Source organism: Arcobacter thermotolerans (genome assembly GCF_983172305.1).
This window is the reverse complement of record NZ_CFAFZJ010000005.1, coordinates 71700-96873: the sequence shown is the minus strand read 5'-3', so window position 1 is coordinate 96873 and position 25174 is coordinate 71700. Positions and strand designations below refer to the sequence as shown.

The following is a 25174-nucleotide window of genomic DNA, read 5'->3' as shown; positions in this document are numbered from 1 at the left end:
ATGAAAAAACATAAAAAATTTATATTTTTAACAATTTTATTCACTTTTATCATCTTTTCTATAGGCTTTTTTATAAGGTATCTTATAGATCCTGTTGGAATAAATAATAAATTTGATATAGGTTTAAGAAAAGATTTTGCTTTAGCATATAGAACTCAAAAATTTGTAGAGTTAAATAAAATTCAACCAAATACAATAATTTTGGGTGGTAGTAGAGTTCACTATTTAAATACAAAAGATATTGAAAAATATACTCAAGATAAAGTATATAATTTAGGTCTTCAATTTGGAACATTAGAAGAACAATACTATTTTTTAAAGCACTCTTTAGAAAATTTTTCTATAAATAATGTATTAATAGGATTAAACTTTTATACTTTTGATGAAAATCTAAAAGAAAACAGTAGTGACTTTAATAAAGATATTTTTGAAAAAGGGTTTAATACTTTTTATCAAATAAAACATTATCTAGAAATACCTCTATTTAAATATCTAAAATATGTTATCCCAAATAATGATAGAAATTTATTTTACGAAAATGGAGCAATAACACTATATCATCAAGAACAAGTTATAAAAAATAATGATAAATCCTATATGTGGGAATCAACTCTAGAACACTATAGAAAAACTTATCAAAACTATAATGTTATAGGAAATTCAAACCTTGAGTACTATAAAAAGATAGTTGAATTATGTAAAGAGTACAATATTAATCTAAAAGTTTTTACAACTGCTGTTCACTCTTCTCAATTAAAGCTTATTGAAGAGACAAATACTCTTGATTTATTCGATATTTGGAAAAATGAAATAGCTTCTATATTTCCATTTTGGGATTTTATGACAGAAAATAGTGTAACTTCAAATGAAGATAATTATATTGACTCTTCACACATAAAACAAGAGTTTGGATATTTATATTTTGCAAAAATTTTTGAAGATTTTGATATCGAAATTCCAGAAGATTTTGGAATTTTTATAGAATAAAAATAAGTATCTTAAAAAGATACTTATTTTAAAAGAAAAGTTTAACTAAAAAATATCCAACTATCATCAACCAAATAAACAGAATAAATGATAGATAAAATGGTTTTATACCACTATTTTTAAACTTATCAATACTAGTTTCCATCCCTAAAGCACTCATAGCCATAGTTAAAGCAAAAGTATCAAAAAAATTAATACTTTCTATTGCACTTTTTTCTAAAATTCCTAAAGAATTAAATCCAACTACCATTATAAAAAATATCGCAAACCAAGGAATTACTATTTTTGATTTCTCTTTTTTTGTATGAAAATTTGTTTTAATCAACCATAAAGATAAAAGAATCAAAAATGGAACTAAAAAAATAACCCTAATCATTTTTTCAATAATTGCATTTGTTGATACTATTTCACCTAAAGCATTACTTGCACCAACAACATGAGCTACTTCATGAAGTGTTGCTCCTATATAAATACCCATTTGAGAACTTGTAAAAAGAAATACTCCTAACTTATCTAAAAATGGATATAAAAACATTCCAATTGTTCCAAAAATTACTACAAAAGATACAGCAACTGCACTTTTATAAGCTTCATTTTTTAATACACTTTGTGTTGCCATAACTGCAGCTGCTCCACAAATAGAACTTCCCGCACTACATAAAATAGCTAACTCTTTATCCATTTTTAAAACTTTTGTTCCAATAATATAACCAAAAATAAAAGTAAAAAAAACTATACAAAAAGCTACTAAAATTCCATTTACCCCTACTTCTTGAAGATTTTGAAAAGTAAGTCTAAATCCATATAAAATAATTCCTAATCTTAAAATATATTTTGTAGAAAAAGTAATACCATCTTGAAATATTTTAGAAAATTTTGATTTCAAACTATTTGCATAAAAAATACCTAAAACTATTCCAATTATAAGTGGACTAATTCCTAAGTTTTTAAAAATATCAAATTCTGAAATAATTGTTGCAATAAGTGCAAAAAAAGATACAAGAATTACTCCATAAAAAGTGTTTATAATCTGTTTATTATTAGTTTTCATAATAAACCTCCTTTTGTTTTGAAAGTATAACTTCTATCATTTAATTTGTAAAATATATTATTTTTAATATAATGATTAATATTTTTAATAAGGAAAAATATGACTTTGAAAGAACTAAACTTTTTTTATAAATTATGTGAAAATCCCCAAGTTACACAAGTTGCAAGTGAACTAAATATTAGTCAATCAGCTATTTCCTTAGCTATAAAATCACTTGAAAATAGTCTAAATGAACAACTTTTTGATAGAATTGGAAAAAAACTAATACTAAATGAAAAAGGAAAATATTTTAAAGAAAAAACTCTTCCTTCGTATTTAGCACTTATAGATGCATCAACAATTTTTCAAGAAAACAAACTAGCTGGAAATATAAAAATTGCTGCTAGTAAAACTATTTCAAACTACATAATGCCAAATATTTATTATGATTTTTTGTCAAAATATAAAGATGTAAAACTTGATATTTTAACTATAAATTCAAGTAGTATAATAGATAAAATACTCAAAAATGAACTAGATATTGGTCTTATTGAGGTAGATACTCAAAATAGCAGTCTAATAAAAGAAAAATTAGCAGATGATGAATTGATTGTTGTCTCAAGTGATGAAAAACATCCTCAAATTGCTTTTATTGATGCTATAAAAAAAAGGTGGATTTTAAGAGAAATAGGAAGTGGGACAAGAGAAATTTTTATGAGTAAAATTGGTGAAATCTCAAAAGAGTTGGATATTTTTATGCAATTACAAGATTTTGAAGAGATAAAAACTATTGTTTTAAATAATAAAAATACAGTAACAGTTCTTTCTAAAGTTATTGTTGAAAAAGAGCTAAAAGAAAAAAAATTATTTGAAATAAAATTAAAAAATATTGAATTTAAAAGAGAGTTTTATTTAGTTTATCATAAAGATAAAACAAAAAACCTACTCTTTGAAACTTTTATTGAGTTTATAAAAAATAGGTTGAATTAACTCTCTTCTACTAAGTTATGATATATACAAAATAATAAAAAATTATTTTAACCTTATAATAGTTTGGCACAATCCAATATTATCAGTTATATCAACAATTTCAAAACCAACTTTAAGTAGTATTTTTTCAAAATCACTATATCTAAACATTTTACTATATCCATTTGCAATAGCAGTAAAATATGGGCTTGTATTAATCACACAATATGAAGCTATTTCATTGCTTTGTCTATCCCAAAATGGCTCCATTATACAAACTTGACTATTTTTGTTCATAGATTTTTTTACTTTTAATAAAATCTGCTCTATTTGTTCATCTTCAAAACAATCTAAAAATTGGCTCATCCAAATAATATCTATATTTTCTGGAACATTAATATCATTAAGCAATACATTAGACTCAATAAATGAAACATTTGTTAAATTCTTTTCATAAATATTTTTTTTTGCTAATTTTATTTGTTGTGGTAAATCCATTATTGTAATATCGATTTGTGGATATTTACTTGATAGCTCGATAGCAAATTTACCAGTATTTCCACCAATATCCAAAATAGATTTGATATTTAAATTATTCAAATACTCTATTGCTTTTGGAAATCCAGAATCAGAATAAAAATGGTCAAATTCAAACCAGCTATCTTGAACTTTTTGTGGTAAACTTGAAAGTGCTGGATATATAGTTTCCCAATCTCCAAACACTTTTAAACCTTCAGGTTTTCTATTTTTTATTGACTCTTCTAAATTATAAAGTCCAAGATAATTTACATAGTGGTTATAATTCATATTTGCATTTGTCATCTTATCACTATTTATAAATATTCCAACTTTTGAAATAAAAAGCTTATTATCTTTCTCATATAAAATATTTGCACTTATTGCTGTCTCACTTAAAACTTTTATGGCGTAAATAGATAAATCAGAAATTTTAGATAACTCTTCAATACTTAAACCATTTTTGTTTTTTGACAAAATATTTAAAATATTTGTATCTCTTAAAACTCTAGCAACTTGAAAAACTATTGGAGCAAAAGCTATTTTTTGTGCTTCATATAAAGCCTCTACTGTTGATAAATTTTGTGCATCTTGAAAGAAACTTTTTTCCATATCTTTTCCTAATATTTTTCTTTATTATTCATTGTTACTTTTTTATGAAATACTTTTTTTGTTACTGGACTTATAATAGTAGTTAAAGAAAAAATTATATCATTTATTCCTTGACTAAAAATAGCACTATTATTGGCTTCTATTTTTGAACCTGCAATATCTAGTTTTGAATTCAAGAGATTTATTGCAATATCTCCTTTTATAGTACTAGAAGTTATGTTTATATTAGAGTTTATTGCTTGAATTGAGTTAGAGCTTGAACCTATATTTGAATCTACTATATAAACATCAGAATTTTCAATTATAAGTCTTTCTATATTACAGTTGTTTAAATGTAAATTATTTGAATTAGTAATTTTTAAATATTTATAACTACAATCTTTTAATTCACCTTTACTATTTTTTAGCTCTCTATTCAAACTACTTTGTTTATAGATTTTTTCATCTTTTTTTATATCATTACTCAAAAAATAATCTAAATAATTAAAATATTCTTCTTTTGAATCAAGTATTGGAACATGTCCACTATTTTTTATTATAAATAGTTTTGAATTATCCAATAAAAAATTTAAAACATATCCACTTCTTAAAGGAGTAACTCCATCATTTTCACCCCATAATATCATTGTAGGAGTTTTAATATTATGTAATTCAAACCAATCTTCAGTCATAAGACCTAATGCTGCTATTGAAGTTGGCGAATTTAAAAATTTTGTTCTGATTCTTTCATCTCTTACAACACTACTTAAATCTTTTGGTAAAATACTTGCTAAACTATTTGTGATATTTGTTGCAAATTGTGATATTTGACCATTTAATTCACTTCTACTATTTTCATCAACCATTTTACTAACTTGATTTTTTATCATAAATTCACCATAGGAATCTTTATGTAAAATTCCAGCAGAATCAATAACAAAAAGTTTTTTAATTTTATCTTGATGTAAAGTAGAATATTTAAGACTAATAGCTCCACCCATAGAGTGTCCAACTAAATAAAATTGTCTATTATCTAAAAATTTAGAAACTAAAAAATCTAAAACTTGTGCATATTTTTCTGGTGTATATTCAACATTATCTTTTGATGATTTTCCAAATCCTGGTAAATCAAAAGTTATCACATAGTAGTTATCTTTTAATTTATGTATAGTTTCTTGCCAAATAGTTGAAGCTTCATCACCTAAACCATGTACAAAAACTATTGGTTCATTTTCAATATTTCCATCAACATTTATATACACTTGTGAATTTAAAACTGGTTCTTGTATATAAAACTCATCTGCAAATATCTTAGAAAAAAGAAAAAATATTACAAAAATATATTTAATCTTGTAACTTAACAATAAAAGTTCCTTTTGCATAAATATCATTTTGGTTTATAAGTTCAAAGCTAAACTCATTTAATAAATCAAAGCTTGTATCTTTTTTAATCTTTATTTGAAACTCCAAAATATCACAATCTTTTAAAAGTTCAACATCTTTAAGGCTAAGTAAAAAGCCAATTTGTGGTTTTTCATTTTGTGAAAAAACAATACTACTTTGAGCTGCCGCTTCGCATATCATTGGAAGGGTTGGCAAATAAGGAAAAGAGCAAGATACAAAAATATAATCTGCATCTTTTTTTACAATCTCTTCTACAAATCTTATTGGCTTTTGGTGAGGTAAATTTTTCATATATCAACTCTTACGATATTTTTTTTAGTTTTATCAAAATTTTGAGCAATAAACATAATATGTTTTATAGAGTTAGGAAAACCTTTTAAAGTTATATTTTCAAGATTTATAGTGCTATCCTCTTTACTTATTTTTACTTTTAAAGCAACAACAGATTCTAAAAAATCAATACAAGAATTCACCTCTTGTATATTTGGAATATTTATAGTTTCACTACAAATCAAAACAACCTCATCATTATCTAAAGCTTTAATGGCACCTGCTTTTAAAACTTTTAAAGAAGTTTCATCTCCACTTGAAATAGTTAATATCTCATTTTTATTTTCAAATAAAATAGAGGCATATGATACAGCTGTATTATAAACAGAGTTTTGAAAATCTGTTGGAGATAACATACTTTCATCTAAAATAGCTTTTAATATGTTTGATGAAGATAGCAACTCTCCAAAAGAGCTTCCGTATATAATTCTACTGTTTTTTGCATCTATTTTATGTAAGGCTTCAATTACAAGTTTTGAAGCTTTTGTTAATCTTCTTCTAAAAACCATTTGAGGTACTAACTCTTTTGTATTTAGCTCTTCAATACTATCTTTATCAAAAAGATAAAAAGCATCTAATATCTCTAAATTAATCTTCATTACACAATCCAAAAATTAAAGATGTATTATTACCACCAAATGCAAACGAGTTACTAATAGTATATTTTATATCTTGTTTAGAAGTAACCATTGGATAGTTTATTCCTTCCATTTCTATCTCATTTAAACCTTTATTTGGCACAATAGTTTGATTTTTTAAAACCATACAACATATAATTGCCTCAATAGCTCCAGCAGCACCTAAAGTATGTCCAGTAATTGATTTTGTAGAACTAACTTGTGGTTTTGTTTTACTATCTTTAAAAAGCTCTTTAATTGCTGTTAATTCTGAAAAATCATTTGCATAAGTTCCAGTTCCATGAGCATTTATGTAATCTATATCATCTGGTTTTAGCTTAGCATCTTTTAAAGCATTTTTCATAGCTTCTATTGCACCAAGTCCATTTGGATGTGGTTGTGTCATATGGTGTGCATCTGAACTATATCCAACACCTAAAATTTCTATTGAACTATCTTGTTTTTTATCTTGTAAAAATAAAATACCAAAACCTTCCGCTACATTCATACCTTCTCTATTTTTATCAAAAGGAGTACAAGGTTTTGAAGATAAAACACTTAAAGCAGAAAATCCACAAACAGTTGTATATGATAAATCATCAATTCCAACAACTAAAACATTTTTATATATACCTTTTTGTATTACCTCTTTTGCATAACCTAATGCATTTGCACTTGAAGTACAAGCAGTTGAAAAAGATATATCATCATAAAAAGTAAACTGTTTTTTTAAAAAATATGCTATTGAATCTATTGGATGTTTTTTATAATCTATATTTTTATAGTTTTTATCTTTAAAATATAAATTTTCAGTTTCACTCATTCCTCCAACGCTTGAACCTACAACCAAAAGAGTATCTTGAAAATCTTTTAAATTTAAATTTTTCAATAGTTCTTTCAATCTTTCAAGCAATATATCATTTAAAGATTTATCTTTTTTTATCTTTCCAATAGCTACAACTCTATCTTTTACATAATTTGTATCTAAAGTTATAGTATCTTTTTTCTCACAAATTGAAGAGAAAAGCTCATTAGCATTATCTCCTGCACAAGAGATAGTGTCAAAATAGTTTACAAAAACTCTATTTTTAAAATTCATTAATTTTGGCTCTCACTCATCTCAACAAGCGCATCAATTCTTTGCTTTGTATTTTTTACAAAATAGTTATTTTCATCCCAAACATAGCCTGAAAGTATTGAAGCAATAGATTGTTTTATCTGTTTAGATTTGTTTTTAGCATAAAAAATTTTTCTTAGTTTTCCACTATACCAAGCATATACAAACTCTCTAAAGACATTTATACCCATCATCATATAATCTTCATAATCTTTTTGCCAATCTACTTCTTGCCCATTTAATTCATCAATAATCAAAGATGCAACTCTTGAAGATGACTCCAATGCCAATGTAACACCTGAAGAGAAAACAGGATCTAAAAACTCTGTAGCATTTCCACTCATTGCAAAACCTTTCCCATACATCTTTTTAATAGATGCTGAGTAACCATTTATAATTCTTACAGGTGCCACTTGTTTTGCATTTTTATATTTTTCTTTTAAATATTTATGACTATTTATAGCTTTTAACAAAAACTCCTCTTTTGAAAGTCCTGTATCTAAGAAATAGTTCTCTTCACAAACTATACCAATAGAAGTTACTCCATCGCTAAAAGGAATTCCCCAAAACCAAGCTTTATTATCATCGTGTATAACAATATCTATAAAACCTTCATTCTCTTTATCTCTTCTTGTTTCGCCTGTCATTCTTGTTAAAATTGCATTTCTTAGTTTTAAATCAGATGGCTCATCAAGATTTAAAAGTTGTGGTAAAACTCTTCCATATCCAGAAGCATCTAAAACAAATCTTGCTTTAAAACTACTTTTTACTCCATCTTCATTTTGTGCGTATATAATATTTTTTTCATTATCATAATCTATAACTTCAACTTTATGTCTTACATCAGCTCCTAGTTTAATTGCTGTTTGAAGTAAAACATTGTCAAACTCTTCTCTTTTTACTTGAAAACTTGTATTGCATTTTTGACCTAAATTATCTCTAAAATCAATTATCTCTTCGATTTTATTCTCATCAATAAAAATTGCTCCTGGTTTTAACATAAAACCTTGCTCTTTTATAACATCTAATATTCCAATACTCTCTAAAACTTCATTACATTTTGGAAGAAGTGACTCACCTATTACAAATCTTGGAAACTCTAATTTTTCCAAAATTGTTACACTAAACCCAGCTTTTAAAAGTTTACAAGCAGCAATAGAACCACTAGGTCCTCCCCCAATTATAAGTACATCACAATTTTCTTCCATGACAACTTCTTATTTTAAATTTTCATTTATATAGTTTAATAAATTTTGAACTGATGAAAAAATAGTCTTATAATCAGCACTATTACTAATTTTTACTCCATACTCTTTTTCAATAATTAAAACTAACTCTATTGAATCAACAGAGTCTAAACCAATCCCATCTTCTCCAAACAAAGCTGAATTGTTATCTATATCATCAACTGTTATATCTTCTAGCTTTAAACCATCAATTAACACTTGCTTAAAATTATCTATTGAAATTGCCATATTTTCTATTCCCTTATATAAAAATTAAGGGATTATTATATCTATATTACTCTTAAGCTTTAAAAAAATAATATTAAGAGAATTTATTATATAATCACTACCAAAAATTTATCCTAGGTACATTATATTTTGAAAAATCTATTTAAAATTTTAGAGATAACAAAAAAAGAGAGTGAAAAAGAGATAACAATTTTATTAACAAATAAAAGTCATCCTTTTTTTAAAGCTCATTTCCCAAAAAATGAGATTTTGGCTGGATTTTTACAAATAGATATTATTGCAGATGTTTTAAAACATAGTGTTAAAAAGATAAATAAGGCAAAATTTTTATCTATAATAAAACCAGATGATATTATTAAATATTGTATTAGTTCAAAAGATAATATATCATATAAAATTATTATTAAAAACAAAGAAAATAAGAAAATTAGTGAGTTTAGTTATGAAATATAAAGATATTATAGTTATTGTCCCTACCTTAAACAATGATTTAACAATTCAAAATGTTGTGGATGATATTTTATCTTTTGGATATAAAGTTATTGTAATTGATGATGGGTACACAAATCCTGTATTAAATTTTTTAAAACAAAATGATAATGTAACTATAATTAGACATGAAAAAAATAGAGGTAAAGGTGAAGCTATTTTAAGTGGAGCTAAAAAAGCAAAAGAGTTAGGTTATGAATATTTTGCTAGTTTAGATGGTGATGGACAACATATGGCAAGTGAAATAAAAAAGCTTCAAAATACAATTTCAAAAGAGAATCAAATAATTATTGGTGCTAGAAATTTTGATATTGCAAATGTTCCAAATGGCTCAAAATTTGGAAGATGGTTTAGTAATTTCTGGGCTTGTTGGGATACTGGATATAAAATAACTGACTCTTTATCTGGATTTAGAATTTATCCTATTTCAATATTAGACCTTCCATACAAAACTTCAAAATTTGATTGGGAAATGGAAGTTTTAGTAAGACACGCATGGGCTGGAAATGAGATAGTTGAAACAGTTATAGAGTGCTACTATCCAAAAGCCGAAGAGAGAGTTAGCCATTTTAGAAAATTTGAAGATACTATGGCTATTGTTTGGGTTCATGTACAAATGCTTCCAATAAAGTGGACAAATATGTTTTTAAATCTATTTAGAAGAAAAAATAAGTAATGGCTACTATTCAAAGAGGAAGTGGATGGAGTATAAAATTAGTTTTTACTCTTTATAAATTTTTTGGTTATAAATTTACATACTACCTGATGTATCCTGTAACATTTTTCTATTTTATTTTTGCAAGTAATGTTTATAAATCTTTAAAAATATATTATGAAAAATTAAATGTTCCATTTACAAAAAAAATCTATTACAATCATCTTTTTATGTTTGCTATGTGCATGGTAGATAGATTTATCTCAAAATATGATTGTGCTTCTTATACTTACACTTATGAAAATAAAGATTTTATAAAAGAAAAAGTTGATAGTGGTTCTATTTTACTTCTTTCACACTTTGGAGGATGGTCATCTTCTACTTGTAATACATTAAGCAATAATATTATTAATGTTGTGATGAAAGAGGTTATTTTAAATAGTATTAAACAAATTGAGAATTCTATTAATAATCCTTTAAAAAATGTTAGAGTAATTGACCAATCTTTAAATCCAATCGAGGTCTCTATAAAAATAGCAAATGCAATTTCTAATAAAGAGTGTGTAGCTTTTATGGCAGATAGAGCAGTAGATCCAAGATTTACACAAAAAGTAGAGTTTTTAGGGGAATTAGCCTCTTTTAATACAAATCCATTTAAAGTTGCATATAAAACAAAGACTCCTTTAACTCTATTTTTCATAGTTCATAAAGATTTACAAAACTACTATGTTCATAGTAAAGAGATAAAAATGGATTTTTCATTAGATGAAAATAGTGCTGTTACAAACTCTTTAAATGAGTATGTAAAAGATTTTGAAGCAATTGTGAAAAAATATCCAAATCAGTGGTTTAATTTATATAATTTTTGGGAAAGGTAATTAAAATTGATAATAGATGAAAGATATATAACTCTAAGTGAGATTATAAATAGTGATAAAATAGAGATTTCAAATGATAAAAAGTTTATAGACCATATAAATGAAACTCATAATTTTTTAATAAATGAGATAAAAGATGGTAAACCAATTTATGGTATTACAACAGGATATGGAGCTAGTGGTAAAAACTATGTAAGCTATGAAGATAGTAAGATTTTACAAACAAATCTTTTCAGATTTCATGGATGTGGTGTAGGAAAAAAACTATCTTATAAAGTTTGTAAATATGCACTAATTGCTAGAACTATCTCTTTAAGTAAAGCAAAATCTGGAGTTAGCATTGAACTTCTTAAAAGACTTGAGATGCTAATACAAAAAGATATTATTCCTGTTATTCCATCTCAAGGTTCTGTTGGAGCAAGTGGTGATTTAACACCACTTTCATATATAGCTGCTGCAGTTGCTGGTGAGAGAGAAGTTTATTATAAAGGTGAGATAAAAGATGTAATGGAAGTTTATAAAGAGCTAAATATTACACCTTATACTTTTAAGCCAAAAGAGGCTCTTGCAATCATGAATGGAACAACGATAATGAGTGCAATTGCACTAGCAGCTATTGAAGAGTTTGAAACAATTTTAGACTCTATGGAATCATTTGTTGCAGGTATGTTTGAAGTTTTATTAGGAGATGATACACCAGTTGCTGATTTTGTGCATCTTTCAAAACCTTTTAGTGGACAAATCCAAAGTGCAAAAAATATAAAAAGAAAAATAGAAGGCTCAAAATTAACTCATGGAAGAGATGATAGATATGATAAATTTTTTGCTGATAATGATTTAAATATTCAAGATAACTACTCAATGAGATGTGCTCCTCAGGTTTTAGGAGTAATTAGAGACAACCTTGAAATTTCTAAAAATTGGGTAGAACAAGAGATTAACTCTGTAAATGACAACCCTTTAATTGATGGTGAAAATAAAAAAATATACACTTCTGGAAACTTTTATGGTGGTTATGTAGCTCACGCAATGGATACACTAAAAATTTGTGCTGGAAATTTAGCTGATTTACTAGATAAAGAGTTTGCACTTTTAGTTGATCATAAATTCAATCGTGGTTTAGGTGAAAATTTAAAACTATCACATGAGCCTTTTTATCATGGTTTTAAAGCTATGCAAATAACTCTTAGTTCACTTAGTGCAGATGTTATGAAAAATACAACTGCTGCTTCAATATTCTCAAGACCAACAGAATCTCTAAACCAAGATAAAGTCTCTATGGGAACAACAGCTGCAAATGATTTTTCTAAAATGATTCCAGACCTTTATAATATGCTTTCTGTTGCATTTATAGGAATGGCTCAAGCTGTTGATATAAGAGGAAAAGATTTAGTTTCACCACATCTTACAAATATTTACGAAAATATTAGAAAAGATGTAAAACCTTTATATGAAGATAGAAGAATGGATTTTGATATTGAAAAAATTTATACTCTAATTGAAATGAAGAAGTTTATATAGATGAAAAAAGTATTAGTTACAGGTGCTACTGGAAGTATTGGCGAAGAGATTGTAAAAGAGTATGCAAAAAATGGTTTTTTTGTATATATTCACTACAATAGTAACCATCAAAAAGCTCAAAATTTACTAGAAGAGATAGATAACAAAGGTGAGCTTATCTCTTTTGATATCAAAGATAAAGAGTCTATAAAAAATAGTTTAGAAAATCTTGATGTTGATGTTTTAATAAATAATGCTGGAATAATAAAAGATAATCTCTTTTTCTTCATGAGTGATGATGAGTGGGAAGATGTAATAAACACAAATTTAAATGGTAATTTTTATATTACAAAAATCATTTCTAAAAATATGATGATGAATAAAAAAGGAAGTATTGTAAATATTGCATCTATTTCTGGAGTTAGTGGAAATGCTGGTCAAGCAAACTATAGTGCAAGTAAAGGTGCAATTATAGCTCTTACAAAAACTTTATGTCTTGAGCTTGGTCGTTATAATATTAGAGTAAATGCTCTTGCTCCTGCAATAATAGAGTCAGAAATGACAAAAGATATTCCAAATCTAAAAGAGATGAAAAAAGCAATTCCTCTAGGAAGATTTGGAACAGCCAATGAAGTAGCAAAGTGTGCATACTTCATAGGAGTTGATGCAACTTATATTAGCGGTGAGGTTTTAAATATTAGTGGTGGTATGATTAGATAAAATGAATTTAATCATATCTTTAATCTATGCTCCCATAGTACTTTTTTCTTTAAAATATTTTGATATAAAAACAGCATCTATTTATATTTTTATCTTCTCATTTTTTTGGTTTTTATTAAATATGAAAAAAGGTTTAAAAGAGTATGGGTTTTCGATTCTTTATATGATTTTTGCTCTAGTAGCATTCTTTGTAGAAAATAGCCTATTTCTTAAAATTACACCATCTATACTTGCATTTATAGTTACTGCATTTGTTTTATACTCATATCTTTCAAAAAGTTCTTTTGTGATTTATTATATTGAGAAGTTCAAAAAAAATTTAAGCATAGAAGATAAGATTTATCTTCAAAACTCAACTCTATTTTGGTTTTTTGTGGCTCTTACAAATTTATTATTACACATTTTTATTTTATACTACAATGATATTGTGATTTGGACTATATACTCAAGTTTTGCTTGGTATTTTGTTTTTATTTTTGGTTTGATTATCCAAATAATTCATAAAAAACTATTCTTTAAAAAGGAAAACTATGCTTAAGATTTTTATATTTTTATCTATTTTTATTTTAAATGTTTTTGCACAAACTATAACTTTTAAAGAGGAAAAATTCTTAAATGCTTTACAAACAAGTGTTTATAAAGATGGGAAAATAGATTTTAAAAAAGATTATATAGAGGTTTCATATAAAAACCTAAGTACATCTTACATTTTTTTTGATGACCATTTTATCTCAAAAGATAATCAAACAGAACAAAAATTAAACTATGAAGATAGAGTTGAATTAAACCTATTTTATAAATTAATAAATTTTATTTATAAAGATAAAAAAGATGGAATTGAAGAGTTTTTTAAACTACAAGAGATTGAAAATAAAATGGTATTAATACCAAATGAATATATATCAAACTCTATTTCAAAAATTGAGTTTAAAAAAGTTTCAAATAAACTAGAGTTTTTAAAAATATATTTCAAAAATGAGGATTATATACAAATTGTTCAAAATTAAAAACTACTTCTCTTTATTAATATTTGCTTTTGTATTAGCTTTAGTTTTTGCTTTTAACTCTTTTAAAACTATATCTACAAATTTAGAAGCCGTAGTTTCTAATAGTGAAAAAAAAGAGCTTTTAAAAAAATTCAATGAGTTTAAAATTAGCAAAAAACTATTTTTATATGTTGATAATTTAGATGATAAATCTTTAAATAAAATAAAAGATATTGAAAATAAACTTTTAGAAATTTCAACTCTAACTTTAGAGAAACAAAAAAACAACGAAGCTTTAAATGAGTATAAAAAAAAGTATTTTTTATACCAAAATAGTTTGAATTTGGAAAAACTTATTAACTTAAGCAACTTAAATATAGAAAAAGAATTAGAAAATTTAAAATCAAATCTTTTAAACTCACAATTTGGATATTTTGTAAATAGCAACGACCCATTTTCTATTTTCAAAAAAGAGCAAGAAGAGAGTAATTTTTTTATAAAAAACAACCATTTAGCAGTTAAAGACAAAGGTTATTTTTCTATCTTTTCAATTTCAAGTAGTGTAAACTCTATTGATGATTATGAAAATTTATACAATGAAATATCAAATATAACAAAAGATGATAAAGATATAAAAATATTCTCTTCAATATTCTATTTTGTAGAGAACTCTAAAATAATTAAAGATGATGTAAATAAGATAATCTATCTTGCAACTTTTATTCTTGTTCTTCTTTATTTGATTATTTTAAGAGATTTAAAACTTCTTTTTAATGCTTTATTAACACTTAGTTCTTCAATTCTTTTTGCACTATTGGTTTGTTCTTTTATCTTTCCTGAAATAAGTATATTTGTGCTTGTTTTTGGAATATCTATATCGACTGTTGCTATTGATTATATGTTTCATCACTATGTTCATAAAGAGTATGAAGGAGCATTTAAGTTTAATAAAGATGTATTTTTAGGGATGCTTACAACTATTACAGCATTTTTTATACTCTCATTTATCTCTTTTAATTTGATTAAACAATTAAGTCTATTTACATTTTTTACGCTTCTTTTTTCATACATTCAATTTGCTTTTATATATCAAAAAATTGGATTTGAATATAAAGAAAACAATTTTTTCAATATCAAAACTATAAACAATATCTCTCCTAAATACATATTACTTTTTACTATTATTGCCCTACTTTTAGCTATTTATAACTTTAAATTTGACTCAAATTTAAAAAACTTAGATGTTGAAAACAAAAAATTAAACTCTTTACAAGAGTTTTTTAATAAAGATATAGCAAAAAATGACAAAGTTCCTTTTTTAATAAAAGCAAAAACTATTGATGAATTAATACAAAACTCTAAAACTTTAAAAGAGAAATTTCCATCTAGTGTAGCTCCTTTATCAACTCTTATAAGTAAAGATGAGTTTTTAAAAAAACAAGAGCTTTTAAAAAATCAAAAAATATCTGAGATAAATTCTAAATTAGAAGATAAAGCAAAAGAGTTTGGTTTTAAAGATGGATACTTTAAAGACTCTTACAAAATTTCACAAAAAGAGCCAAACTATACTTTAGAATATCTTCAAAAATTAGATTTTGAAATTCTAAAGTTTGAAAACTCATTTATTTCATATGTAAATGTATCAAAAGATGATATATCACTTCTAAATAATTTTGATTTTGTTATAAACTTAAGTCTTAAATCTATGTTTGAAGATGAGTTAATTAAAATAGAAAAAGAGTTAATATTTTATGGGGCTTTATCAATATTTTTTATAATATCAATTATTTCAATAAGTTACAGAAAAAATATTCTAATATATCTAGCATTTCTATTTTTCCCATTTTCTATGATTTTATCATTAACACTATTTATAGAATTAAACATTTTACATATTTTTATTCTTTTTATTATATTATCCATCTCAATTGATTATGGAATTTATATAAGTTCATACAAAAAAGATAAAAATACCAACAAAGCAATATTTTATTCAATTCTTACAACATTTGCAGGATTTGGAGTTTTAATTTTTTCTAGTATTAATGCTCTTTTCTCAATAGGAATTTCAGCAACTATTGGTGTTTTATCAATTTTATTTTTATTAATATTTTTAAAAAAGGAAAAATGTGCATCTAATAATCTATAATGATGATAAAACAATTAGCAAACATAAAATATCAAAAGAGCTATTTTTTGATAAAAACTTGCAAAATTGCGTTTCATATATAGCAAGTTCAAGTAAAGAACAAAATGCACTAAAAATTTTTAAATCACACTTTAGTGATGCAAAATCAATACTATTTGATGACTCAAATAAGATTTTACAAAATGAGTTAGAAAAATTAAATATTCCAAAGTTTTCAGATCTTAAAAATAAAATTAAAGCTTCAGAAAATATTTTTGATAAATATAACTTCTCTTTTTTATATTACACTTCAGGAAGCACAGGATTTCCAACAGCTGCTTTAAAAACAAAAGAGAATATTAGTAGTGAGATAGATGATTTAACAACTCTTTTAAGTAGCTACACTATCAAAAAAGTTATAGTTACCGTACCATTTATACATATTTATGGCTCGCTATTTGGACTGTTTTATCCTCTACATAACAATATTGATATAGTTTTAAAAGAGCATTTTTTACCAAATGATTTATTAGATTTAATTGATGATTACTCTTTAGTAATTACAACTCCTCTATATATAAAGGCTTTAAATAAAATAAGTTCAAAAAAAGACTTAAAAAAATCTATTTTTATAAGCTCAACAGCTCCTTTAATGAGTGAAGATGCAAAAGAGTTTAAAGATAAATTTAACTCAAATATTATTCAAATCTTTGGTTCAACTGAAACTGGTGGGATTGCTTATAAACAAAATGATGAAGAGTTATGGACACCATTAAAAAGTGTGAAAATTTCTACAAATAAAAACAGTGAATTAAAAGTAAACTCTCCTTATGTATCAAATATAATATATGAAAAAGAGTTTAAACAAACAAATTATGATATACAAACTTTTGATTATATAGAACTTTTAAATAATAAATTTAAACTTATTGGAAGAAGTTCTCAAATACTAAAAATTGCAGGCAAAAGATACTCTACAGTTCAAATAGAAAATATCCTAGAAAAAGAAGAAGATATATCTAGAGCATTAGTTTTAGTAAATAGTAATAATAATTCATTAAGAGGTGAGATTTTAGATATTACTTTGGAAACAAAAAAAGATTTTACAACAAAAGATATTCAAAATATTTTGAAAAAAGAGCTTTCAAATCTAAAATTTTCTATAAATTTAAAACTAGTTGATAAGATAAAAACGTCATCAACTGGTAAAAAGCTAGCGATACAATAAAATGTCAATTATTATAAAAAATCTAAACAAATCATATAAAGATACAAAAATCTTAGAAAATCTAAATTTAGAGATAAAAAGTGGCTCTATTTTTGGACTTTTAGGACCAAATGGAGCTGGAAAAACAACTTTAGTATCTATTTTAAATAGTTTGATAAAAAAAGATAGTGGTGAAGTTTTTATATATGATTATAATTTAGATAGTGAATTAAATAAAATAAAAGCTATTTCATCTTTTGTTCCTCAAACCTATGCTTTTTATCCAAATCTAACAGTTTATGAAAACTTAGAGTTTTTTGGTTCTTTATATGGATTAAAACAAAATAGATTAAAAGATAAAATAGAAAATGCCATAAGTGCTTGTGCCTTGGAAAAATATATAGATAAAAGAGCTTTAACTTTTAGTGGTGGTGTAAAAAGAAGGCTAAATATTGCTATTGGACTTTTAAATTCTCCAAAGATTTTATATCTTGATGAACCAACAGTTGGAATTGACCCACACTCAAGAAGATATATTTTGGAGATAATAAAAGATATAAATAAAAATAGTGATACAACAATTTTTTATACATCTCATTATATGGATGAAATTGAATTTTTATGTGAAGAAGTAGCTATTTTAGAAAACAAAAATATAGTTTTAAAAGATAGTATAAAAAATTTAAAACAAAACAACAATTTAACTCTTGAAGAGTTATTTTTAAATATTACAAAAAAGAGTTTAAGAGATTAATGTTTTACTATATTTTAAAAAAAGAGTTTAAACTAATTTTTAGAGATATTCATGCTTTATTAGTTCTATTTTTAATGCCATCAATATTTATTTTAATTATGTCTTTAGCTCTTAAAAATACATATTCACAAAATATTGAATCAAAGTTAAAAGTTGCAATTATTAGCCAAAACAGTAAAGATATAGATCTTTTAATAGAAGAGTTAAATAAAAATCCTTACTTTGAAGCTAAAATCGAAAATAGCACTTCAAATAAAGATTTAATTTATGAATTAAAATATGATTTTGCTATTAAACTTGATTCAGATTTTAAAAATCAGATAAATAAAAATAGCAAAGATTTTTTTATAGAAATATTTAGCAAACCAAATATCAAATATGAGTTTTATACAATTTTAAAAAATGAGATTGTTAAAAATATTTCAAAATCAATAACAAAAGATTTTTTTATAAATTCAAAAATTGATGCAAAAAATCTTGATAATCTTGATAATTTAATATCAAATCAATATATCTTTAAAAATGAAAAAGATAGCTCTATTATAAACTCAGTACAACAAAGTGTTCCTGCTTGGTTAATTTTTTCTATGTTTTTTATACTTATTCCAATTTCAAATACATTTATAAATGAGAAAAATTTTGGAACAATTCAAAGAATAAAAAGTATAAATATCCCACTTTATACTTTGCTTTTAGGGAAAATTTTGCCATATTTTATAATCAATCAAATACAACTAATCTTTATGATTTTAATTGGAATTTATATTGTTCCTTTATTTGGTGGTGACTCTTTAAAAATAGAAGGAAGCTATTTTTTAATTATTCTAATATCTTTTGCCATATCTTTTGCAGCTATTAGTTTTGCACTTTTAATTGCAAATATTAGCAAAACAACTGAAGAAGCTACATCAATTGGAGGGGTTATAAATATTATTTTTGCAGCAATTGCTGGAATAATGGTTCCTAAATTTGTTATGCCACAATTTATGCAAGATTTAAGTCTATTTTCTCCAATGTCTTGGGGACTTGAAAGTTTCATAGAAATTTTAGTTAATAATGGAAGTTTTAGTGATATAAAATCATATTTGTTATACTTAGTAATTTTTGGTACAATGTGCCTCATTTTTGCAAATTTTATACTAAATAAAGGAAAAAATTAATGTCAGATTTAAAATATGAATTAAAAAAACTAATCATAGAAGAGTGTGAAAAAGATTGTCAAATAGAAGATATAAAAGATGATGAGCCACTTTTTGGACCTGATTCTATTTTAGAACTAGACTCTATGGATGCTTTACAAATATCTATGGCAATTCATAAAAAATATGGTTTAAAAACGACAGATAGCAAGGAATTAAGAAAAATAATGGAATCAATAAACACTATGGAAGAGTATTTAAGAAAAAATGCATAAAGTTTTCATCACTGGCTCTTCAATAATTTGTGCTTTGGGAAATAATAAAAAAGAATCTATAAATAAACTTAAAAATATTAATAATAAAAACTATAAAGAGTACCTAAAAGAGAACTTTGAAGATATAAACTATTATAAAATAAAACAAAATTTTAAAACTCAAAAAGAGAAATTTTTCTCTATTTTAGAAAAAACTATTTTAGATGCTATAAATGATGCAAAACTATCAAAAGAAGATAGAGAAAATTTGCATATTTATTTAAGTTCAACATCTATGAATATCTCTTTAATTGAAGAGAGTTTTTCAACAACAAATAGTATTCACGCTATTAATTTTGAAGAGATTTCAAACTTTGTAGAAAATATTATATCTTCAAAATATCCTTGCGTGTTTATTCAAACAGCTTGTACATCTAGTGCAAATGCAATTATAAAAGCTAGTAATGAGATAAAAAATGAAGATATACAAAAAGCTATAATAATTGGTTTTGAATTTTTTAATCAATCAACTTATAAGGGATTTGAATCTTTAATGCTACTTAGTTCTAGTGGCGAGTATAAACCATTTGATAAAGATAGTGATGGTTTGATTTTAGGAGAAGCTTGTAGTTGTGTAATCTTAGAAAATCATAAAAAAGCAGATGATGATTTTGAAATAGTTTCATATTCAAATAGTTTTGATAATTACTCAATAACTAGTTCAAATCCCGATGCAATAGCAACTTTTAATTGTTTAAATCAAGCTTTACAAAATGCTAATTTAGAAATTAGTGATTTAACTTGCCTAAAAGCTCATGCGACAGGAAGTGAAAATTCAAATCTTTCAGAGGTAAATGCAATAAACAATCTATTTAAGCATCATAAAAATAGTTGTGATGTTGTAGTTTTAAAACCATATATTGGTCATACATTGGGTTCTTGTGGTACAAATGAAATAATTCTTTTATGTGAAAGTATAAAAAGTGGAACTTTGCCAAAAACAATAAATTTTAAAAATGGGTATGAAAATATAGATTTTAAACCTCTTTTAGAAGATAAAGTTGTAAATGGTGCAAATATTTTATTTCATTTTGTTGGATTTGGTGGAAGTAATGCTTCACTTGTTTTATCAAATAAAAGGTCTTAAATGTATATAAAATATTTTTTTAAACATGAAACTCCTTCAAAAAGTGAAAAAGATTATAAAGCACTTTTAAAAGAGATTACGACTCTTGATGTAAGAAAAATATCAAAACTTAACCTACTTGCTATTTATGGTGCAATTAAAACTTTGAAAGATAAAGAACATAAAAAAGATTTAAGTCTATATGCTGCATCAAATTTTGCTTGTATTCAAGAAACTTACAAAATATTGCAAGAGTTAAAATCCGAAAATCCAGTTATGCCTTTTGATTTTTTGAATATAAATACAAATAATATGGGTTTTTATATAAGTAAAGCTTTAAATACTATGGGAAATAACTACACTATATCATCAGATTATCTATCTTTTGAAAAAACTCTATATACAATATTTTTAGAGTATAAAAATAGAGTTAATAGTAGTTTTTTAGTAGGAGAAGTTGATAGTTCTTTAGAAAATCTTCCATATTTAGGAGATTTATATGCTTTTGAAAAAAATATCTCAAATGATATTTCATCATGGATATATTTTGATGATATTTCAAATAACTCTATAGCAAAATTAGAATTTGTAAAATATTTTTACTCAATAGATGATTTAAATAATTTCTTAAAAGCTAAAAAATATGATGCAATATCTTTAAATAGTTTTGCAACAAAATTTAAAGATGAGTTAAATATAGATAACTCTTTAATTAAAACTTATCAAAACTTTTTTAGTTCTTCAAATATTATAAATCTTTTAAATGATGAATTTAAAAACTCAATATTTATTAGTTTAGATAATAAAAAAAGAGCTTACTTATTCTATTTTACTAAATAGTTTTTAAAATCCCAAAAGCCTCTTCTTCGTATTTAGAGGCTTTTATTAAAATATCTGATATCTCTTTGGGCTCAAATCTATCTATTTTCTTTGCACTCTCCACACATTTTAAAGCAAACTCTCTTAGGGTATCTCCTGAAAGTAAAATCAGTTCACTAGCTTTTTCAAGTTTATTAACATCAAGATTGTAAGTTTTTGCCTCTTTTAAAAATGCTGAATACAAATACCTAAAACCTCCACCACCTGTTCCTATCTCTTCTTGCATTCTTACAATATGTGTTAAATAGTTTTTTATATATCTCTCATCTTTATTTTTAAGTTTTTCTATAGACTTTGCTAGTTTTCTCATACCTTTAACTCCAGCATACGGGAAAGGGGTAAGCATAGCTTTTGCGTTTTTTCTTATAGATTTTTTTAAAATATTATCAAAATCAATCTGCTTTGGAATATTTAAAACATAATACATAAAACCTTTTGGAGCAAAAACTCCTTTAGCAAATCTAGCTTTTATCAAATCTTTTTGTGAACACTCTACAACATCTTCAAAAACAGGATCTGAAATTTTATAATTCTTACCAACTTTTGCATAAACCAAAAGATTATGTGCATTAAAATGAAATCTCATATTTTCTGGCATATATGGAAGATAAAAAACAGAAGTTTGAAGACCTACTATTTTCCCATCTTCTATTGCCAAATCTAATTCTATATTAGCTTCCAGCATATTTTTAAAACTTTTTTTGAAAATCTTAACACCTAAAACTTTCTCAATACTATTTATAATATTTTTTGGAATTGCTCTATATGCAATTAGTGGCATATTATTTACTTTTATAATTGGAAAAAAAGCAAAAGTAAGAGTACTAGTAAGACCAAAAACCATAGGTTCGCTTAGCTTCAATCCAGAATTTGTAAGCATAGAAGATATAACTCCACTTTCACAATGTGCAAATTGTGAGTGTTTAAAATTATTATTCATAGTTAAACTCTTTTAGCTCTTTTAGACTAATATCAAAAAGATTTGAATATTTTTTTAAAATTTCATCATTTAGTTTGTTAAAATGTTTCATTTTTAAATGTCTTTTTACTCTAAAACTAAACATTCCTACACCACTACATAATGTTGGTAAATCCATTCTATTTTTATACATAAAATATTTTATAGGAGAAGATACACCTTGTTTAATCTCTTCTAAGCACTCTAGTTCTAAAACTTTATACTCATTTACAGCTGTTAATGTTGCAAACTCCTCAGCACTACTTCCATAATTTACTCTACTAAACTCTCCACTATTATTTTTTGCATACATAACTTTTTGTTGTCCATTTAGTGTAGAGTTCTCTTCTTGAGGAATATAATTATTCACTATACAACTTCAAGTGAAAAAAATGCAGTAGAAAATCTTCCACTTTCAGGAACATAACATAGAATTTTTTCACCTTTTTTTAATTTTCCACTATTAAATAACTCTTCTAAAATTATATAAATTGATGCACTTCCTGTATTTCCAAAATTTGTAAGATTTGTAAACCATTTTTCATAAGGGATTTCAAAATTAACTTTTTTTAACCCTTCATACAGTTTATCTCTAAAATATAAAGATGAGTAGTGAGGTAAAAAATAGTTATAATCACTAGCTTTTATATCTCTCTTTTTTATAATCTCTTGAAGTGGTTTTACGACTGTATATTCAACTATATTTTCATTTAAAAGTTTTACATCTTGTCTTACACTTAAAAGTGATTTTTCCATAACTTCATTTTGATCAAATGCTCTCCAAGACTTTATTTTACTATCTTCTAAAATCTCTAATCCACTATACATACAAACTGGCATTTCTCCAGCATAAGATAAAATATCTATAAACTCTATTTTTAATGAAATCTTATCTTTATTTGGTTTATCCTGTAAAAGCATAGCACCAGCACCATCTGATAACATCCATCTTAAAAAATCTTTTTCAAAAGCAATATTTGGATTTGTTTCCAACTCTTCAAGGCATTTTGACTCTTCCTCAAAATTTCTAGCACTTAATATTGGAGATGATGCTTCAGAACCTGTAGATACTCCACATAAAATCTCTTTTGATTTAATAGCTAAATATATATATTTAAGAGCATTTACTCCACTAAGACATATTCCTGAAGCTGAAATTGTCTCTATTGGTTTTAATTTTAACTCACCTTGAACCATCAAACTATGTCCTGGCATAAGTTGGTCAGGAGAAGTTGTACCACAAGCAAGAACTTCAATATCATCAAGAGAAAAACTAATATTTTGAAGCTTTTTTATAGCATTACTACAAAGTTCTGCATTTGTAAAAAGCTGCTTTTGAGTACCCTTTTCTAATACATAAAATCTTCTTTTAATTCCATTACTTCTTAAAACAATATTTTTTGCTTTTGATTTTTTACCACCAATATATCCCAAATAATCCTCAATCTCATCATTAAAAACAGGTTCATTTGGCATAAATTTTTCAATTGCATTTATATAAACATCAACCACTATAAAAACTCCTTCATTCTAAAATCTTTGCTTCCACTTGGTAATTCATAAAACTCTTTTTCTTTTAAAACACTATTCTTGTTTAATTTTCTTAATATAGTTTGAACTATCATATTTATAGGCACTACAGTTAAAATCATTAAAATTAAAAATACCAAATATATCATTACAGCTACTCTTCTTTTTTTATCGCCAAAATTACCAATTTTTCGTATTAATTTTCCCCAAATTAGAAAACTCTTATTTCCTATTTTTTCACTTTTAATTAATTTAATATCAACCTCAACAGCTTTTAAACCTTGTAAAAGACTCTTCTTTTCTATTTCTTTATTTTGCTCTAAAGCTTGAACTAATGCTTTCCCAAATCTTTGAGATTTCATAATATCTTTTTCATCTATTCCAGCACTTGTTAATCCTAAAAAACTATCTTTTTTTCCTGTTAACATCCATCTAGGAGTTGTTATAAATGTCTCTAAAGAGCTTCCTTTATCAATCAAAACTACATTGTCAATTAAAGTAGCCTCTAACTCTTTTAAAAGAACTTTTACTTTTTCTTGAGCCATTATCCACATATTTCTACAAGCAATTAATGTAATAACTGGTTTATCTTTAAATTTCTTCTTAGCATACGAGCTTTTTAAAAAACTACTTATAGGAATAGATGGAGATAAAAACCAAACTGTATAAGCTAAAATGATTAAATCAAAGTCATCTTCATCATCTTCTATATCTTGTAATTCACAAGGAACCATATATACAGACTCAGGAAAAGTATCCATAAAAGTCATAAAATCCCATGGAAAAGGATATTTATTTTTAGGTTTTATATTTTTAAATATTAACTGAAAATTTTCATTTCCTAAAAAAGGTTTTGTAAAATTCTCAACTAAACTATTTAATTGTCCAGTTTGCGAATATGATAGCACTAAGATTTTTTTTTGATTCAAGTTATT

28 protein-coding genes are annotated in these 25174 nt (G+C 24.9%); 16 read left to right on the top strand and 12 right to left on the bottom strand.

Translation table 11 applies throughout. The annotated features are described in order from the left end of the window. Positions 1-987 carry a hypothetical protein gene (locus AC5LG6_RS05820; RefSeq protein WP_498585937.1) on the top strand — a complete coding sequence of 329 codons (987 nt, stop codon included), beginning with the start codon at positions 1-3 and terminating at the stop codon, positions 985-987. A 28-nt stretch (positions 988-1015) separates the two neighbouring features. Here the strand turns inward: AC5LG6_RS05820 and AC5LG6_RS05815 are convergent, their stop codons facing one another. After that, positions 1016-2038, bottom strand: coding sequence for a YeiH family protein (locus tag AC5LG6_RS05815; protein WP_498585936.1), 1023 nt, complete (start codon positions 2036-2038; stop codon positions 1016-1018). Positions 2039-2137: 99 nt separating this feature from the next. Between AC5LG6_RS05815 and AC5LG6_RS05810 the strand changes: the two genes are divergently transcribed. After that, positions 2138-3007, top strand: coding sequence for a LysR family transcriptional regulator (locus tag AC5LG6_RS05810; protein WP_498585935.1), 870 nt, complete (start codon positions 2138-2140; stop codon positions 3005-3007). Positions 3008-3049: 42 nt separating this feature from the next. Here AC5LG6_RS05810 and AC5LG6_RS05805 read toward each other — a convergent pair whose 3' ends face one another. From AC5LG6_RS05805 to AC5LG6_RS05775, 7 genes are read right to left on the bottom strand one after another with little or no spacing between them, the layout of a single operon-like run. After that, complete coding sequence (locus AC5LG6_RS05805; protein ID WP_498585934.1) at positions 3050-4114, bottom strand: methyltransferase; 1065 nt, start codon at positions 4112-4114, stop codon at positions 3050-3052. A gap of 8 nt (positions 4115-4122) precedes the next feature. Continuing rightward, the gene (locus AC5LG6_RS05800; RefSeq protein ID WP_498585933.1) at positions 4123-5457 is read right to left on the bottom strand and encodes an alpha/beta fold hydrolase; all 1335 of its coding nucleotides are present in this window, start codon (positions 5455-5457) and stop codon (positions 4123-4125) included. Further along, positions 5438-5788, bottom strand: coding sequence for a hotdog family protein (locus AC5LG6_RS05795; protein WP_066154729.1), 351 nt, complete (start codon positions 5786-5788; stop codon positions 5438-5440). Before AC5LG6_RS05795 ends, AC5LG6_RS05800 begins: the two co-directional genes overlap by 20 nt. Continuing rightward, positions 5785-6426, bottom strand: coding sequence for a beta-ketoacyl synthase chain length factor (locus tag AC5LG6_RS05790; protein ID WP_498585932.1), 642 nt, complete (start codon positions 6424-6426; stop codon positions 5785-5787). The genes AC5LG6_RS05795 and AC5LG6_RS05790 overlap by 4 nt, the downstream gene beginning before the upstream one ends. Then, entirely contained in the window at positions 6416-7543 is a 1128-nt protein-coding gene (locus tag AC5LG6_RS05785) for a beta-ketoacyl-[acyl-carrier-protein] synthase family protein (RefSeq protein WP_498585931.1), read from the bottom strand. Before AC5LG6_RS05785 ends, AC5LG6_RS05790 begins: the two co-directional genes overlap by 11 nt. Next, positions 7543-8769, bottom strand: a complete 1227-nt coding sequence (locus AC5LG6_RS05780) for an NAD(P)/FAD-dependent oxidoreductase (protein WP_434275290.1) — start codon at positions 8767-8769, stop codon at positions 7543-7545. The genes AC5LG6_RS05785 and AC5LG6_RS05780 overlap by 1 nt, the downstream gene beginning before the upstream one ends. 9 nt (positions 8770-8778) lie before the next feature. Then, the gene (locus AC5LG6_RS05775) at positions 8779-9036 is read right to left on the bottom strand and encodes a phosphopantetheine-binding protein (protein WP_164469748.1); all 258 of its coding nucleotides are present in this window, start codon (positions 9034-9036) and stop codon (positions 8779-8781) included. A 129-nt stretch (positions 9037-9165) separates the two neighbouring features. Between AC5LG6_RS05775 and AC5LG6_RS05770 the strand changes: the two genes are divergently transcribed. Genes AC5LG6_RS05770 through AC5LG6_RS05705 form a run of 14 tightly spaced genes read left to right on the top strand, consistent with a single transcriptional unit; the run spans position 9166 to position 21712 of the window. Further along, positions 9166-9489, top strand: a complete 324-nt coding sequence (locus tag AC5LG6_RS05770) for an ApeI family dehydratase (protein ID WP_066219857.1) — start codon at positions 9166-9168, stop codon at positions 9487-9489. After that, positions 9479-10201, top strand: coding sequence for a glycosyltransferase family 2 protein (locus tag AC5LG6_RS05765; RefSeq protein WP_498585930.1), 723 nt, complete (start codon positions 9479-9481; stop codon positions 10199-10201). Before AC5LG6_RS05770 ends, AC5LG6_RS05765 begins: the two co-directional genes overlap by 11 nt. Then, the gene (locus tag AC5LG6_RS05760; RefSeq protein WP_260880668.1) at positions 10201-11058 is read left to right on the top strand and encodes an LpxL/LpxP family acyltransferase; all 858 of its coding nucleotides are present in this window, start codon (positions 10201-10203) and stop codon (positions 11056-11058) included. The genes AC5LG6_RS05765 and AC5LG6_RS05760 overlap by 1 nt, the downstream gene beginning before the upstream one ends. A 6-nt stretch (positions 11059-11064) precedes the next feature. Further along, positions 11065-12579 carry an HAL/PAL/TAL family ammonia-lyase gene (locus AC5LG6_RS05755; protein WP_498585929.1) on the top strand — a complete coding sequence of 505 codons (1515 nt, stop codon included), beginning with the start codon at positions 11065-11067 and terminating at the stop codon, positions 12577-12579. Then, entirely contained in the window at positions 12580-13278 is a 699-nt protein-coding gene (locus AC5LG6_RS05750; RefSeq protein ID WP_260896130.1) for an SDR family NAD(P)-dependent oxidoreductase, read from the top strand. A gap of 1 nt (position 13279) precedes the next feature. After that, entirely contained in the window at positions 13280-13816 is a 537-nt protein-coding gene (locus tag AC5LG6_RS05745) for a hypothetical protein (protein ID WP_390850134.1), read from the top strand. After that, positions 13809-14285 (top strand): hypothetical protein, encoded by a 477-nt coding sequence (locus AC5LG6_RS05740; RefSeq protein ID WP_434249204.1) that lies wholly within the window; start codon positions 13809-13811, stop codon positions 14283-14285. Before AC5LG6_RS05745 ends, AC5LG6_RS05740 begins: the two co-directional genes overlap by 8 nt. Next, positions 14272-16413 (top strand): MMPL family transporter, encoded by a 2142-nt coding sequence (locus AC5LG6_RS05735; RefSeq protein WP_498585928.1) that lies wholly within the window; start codon positions 14272-14274, stop codon positions 16411-16413. The genes AC5LG6_RS05740 and AC5LG6_RS05735 overlap by 14 nt, the downstream gene beginning before the upstream one ends. Then, positions 16394-17620 carry an AMP-binding protein gene (locus tag AC5LG6_RS05730; protein ID WP_498585927.1) on the top strand — a complete coding sequence of 409 codons (1227 nt, stop codon included), beginning with the start codon at positions 16394-16396 and terminating at the stop codon, positions 17618-17620. Before AC5LG6_RS05735 ends, AC5LG6_RS05730 begins: the two co-directional genes overlap by 20 nt. A 1-nt stretch (position 17621) precedes the next feature. Next, positions 17622-18353: an ABC transporter ATP-binding protein gene (locus AC5LG6_RS05725; RefSeq protein ID WP_260892854.1), complete on the top strand. Its 732-nt coding sequence runs from the start codon at positions 17622-17624 to the stop codon at positions 18351-18353. After that, positions 18353-19513, top strand: a complete 1161-nt coding sequence (locus AC5LG6_RS05720; protein ID WP_120987261.1) for an ABC transporter permease — start codon at positions 18353-18355, stop codon at positions 19511-19513. The genes AC5LG6_RS05725 and AC5LG6_RS05720 overlap by 1 nt, the downstream gene beginning before the upstream one ends. Continuing rightward, positions 19513-19767, top strand: a complete 255-nt coding sequence (locus AC5LG6_RS05715) for an acyl carrier protein (RefSeq protein WP_066154680.1) — start codon at positions 19513-19515, stop codon at positions 19765-19767. The genes AC5LG6_RS05720 and AC5LG6_RS05715 overlap by 1 nt, the downstream gene beginning before the upstream one ends. Next, a complete protein-coding gene (locus tag AC5LG6_RS05710) occupies positions 19760-20893 on the top strand; it encodes a beta-ketoacyl synthase N-terminal-like domain-containing protein (protein ID WP_498585926.1) in 1134 nt (377 codons plus the stop codon). Before AC5LG6_RS05715 ends, AC5LG6_RS05710 begins: the two co-directional genes overlap by 8 nt. Further along, positions 20894-21712: a hypothetical protein gene (locus AC5LG6_RS05705; protein ID WP_498585925.1), complete on the top strand. Its 819-nt coding sequence runs from the start codon at positions 20894-20896 to the stop codon at positions 21710-21712. It abuts the gene before it with no gap. Here the strand turns inward: AC5LG6_RS05705 and darH are convergent. From darH to AC5LG6_RS05685, 4 genes are read right to left on the bottom strand one after another with little or no spacing between them, the layout of a single operon-like run. Continuing rightward, positions 21705-22691: a BtrH-related acyltransferase DarH gene (gene darH, locus AC5LG6_RS05700; protein WP_498585924.1), complete on the bottom strand. Its 987-nt coding sequence runs from the start codon at positions 22689-22691 to the stop codon at positions 21705-21707. The two genes, AC5LG6_RS05705 and darH, sit on opposite strands and share 8 nt — an antisense overlap. Then, the gene (locus AC5LG6_RS05695) at positions 22684-23079 is read right to left on the bottom strand and encodes a DarG family dialkylresorcinol biosynthesis protein (RefSeq protein WP_434247554.1); all 396 of its coding nucleotides are present in this window, start codon (positions 23077-23079) and stop codon (positions 22684-22686) included. The genes darH and AC5LG6_RS05695 overlap by 8 nt, the downstream gene beginning before the upstream one ends. Next, entirely contained in the window at positions 23079-24221 is a 1143-nt protein-coding gene (locus tag AC5LG6_RS05690; RefSeq protein ID WP_276527780.1) for a beta-ketoacyl-ACP synthase III, read from the bottom strand. Before AC5LG6_RS05690 ends, AC5LG6_RS05695 begins: the two co-directional genes overlap by 1 nt. Then, the gene (locus tag AC5LG6_RS05685; protein WP_498585923.1) at positions 24221-25168 is read right to left on the bottom strand and encodes a dialkylresorcinol condensing enzyme; all 948 of its coding nucleotides are present in this window, start codon (positions 25166-25168) and stop codon (positions 24221-24223) included. The genes AC5LG6_RS05690 and AC5LG6_RS05685 overlap by 1 nt, the downstream gene beginning before the upstream one ends. Positions 25169-25174 lie beyond the last annotated feature (6 nt).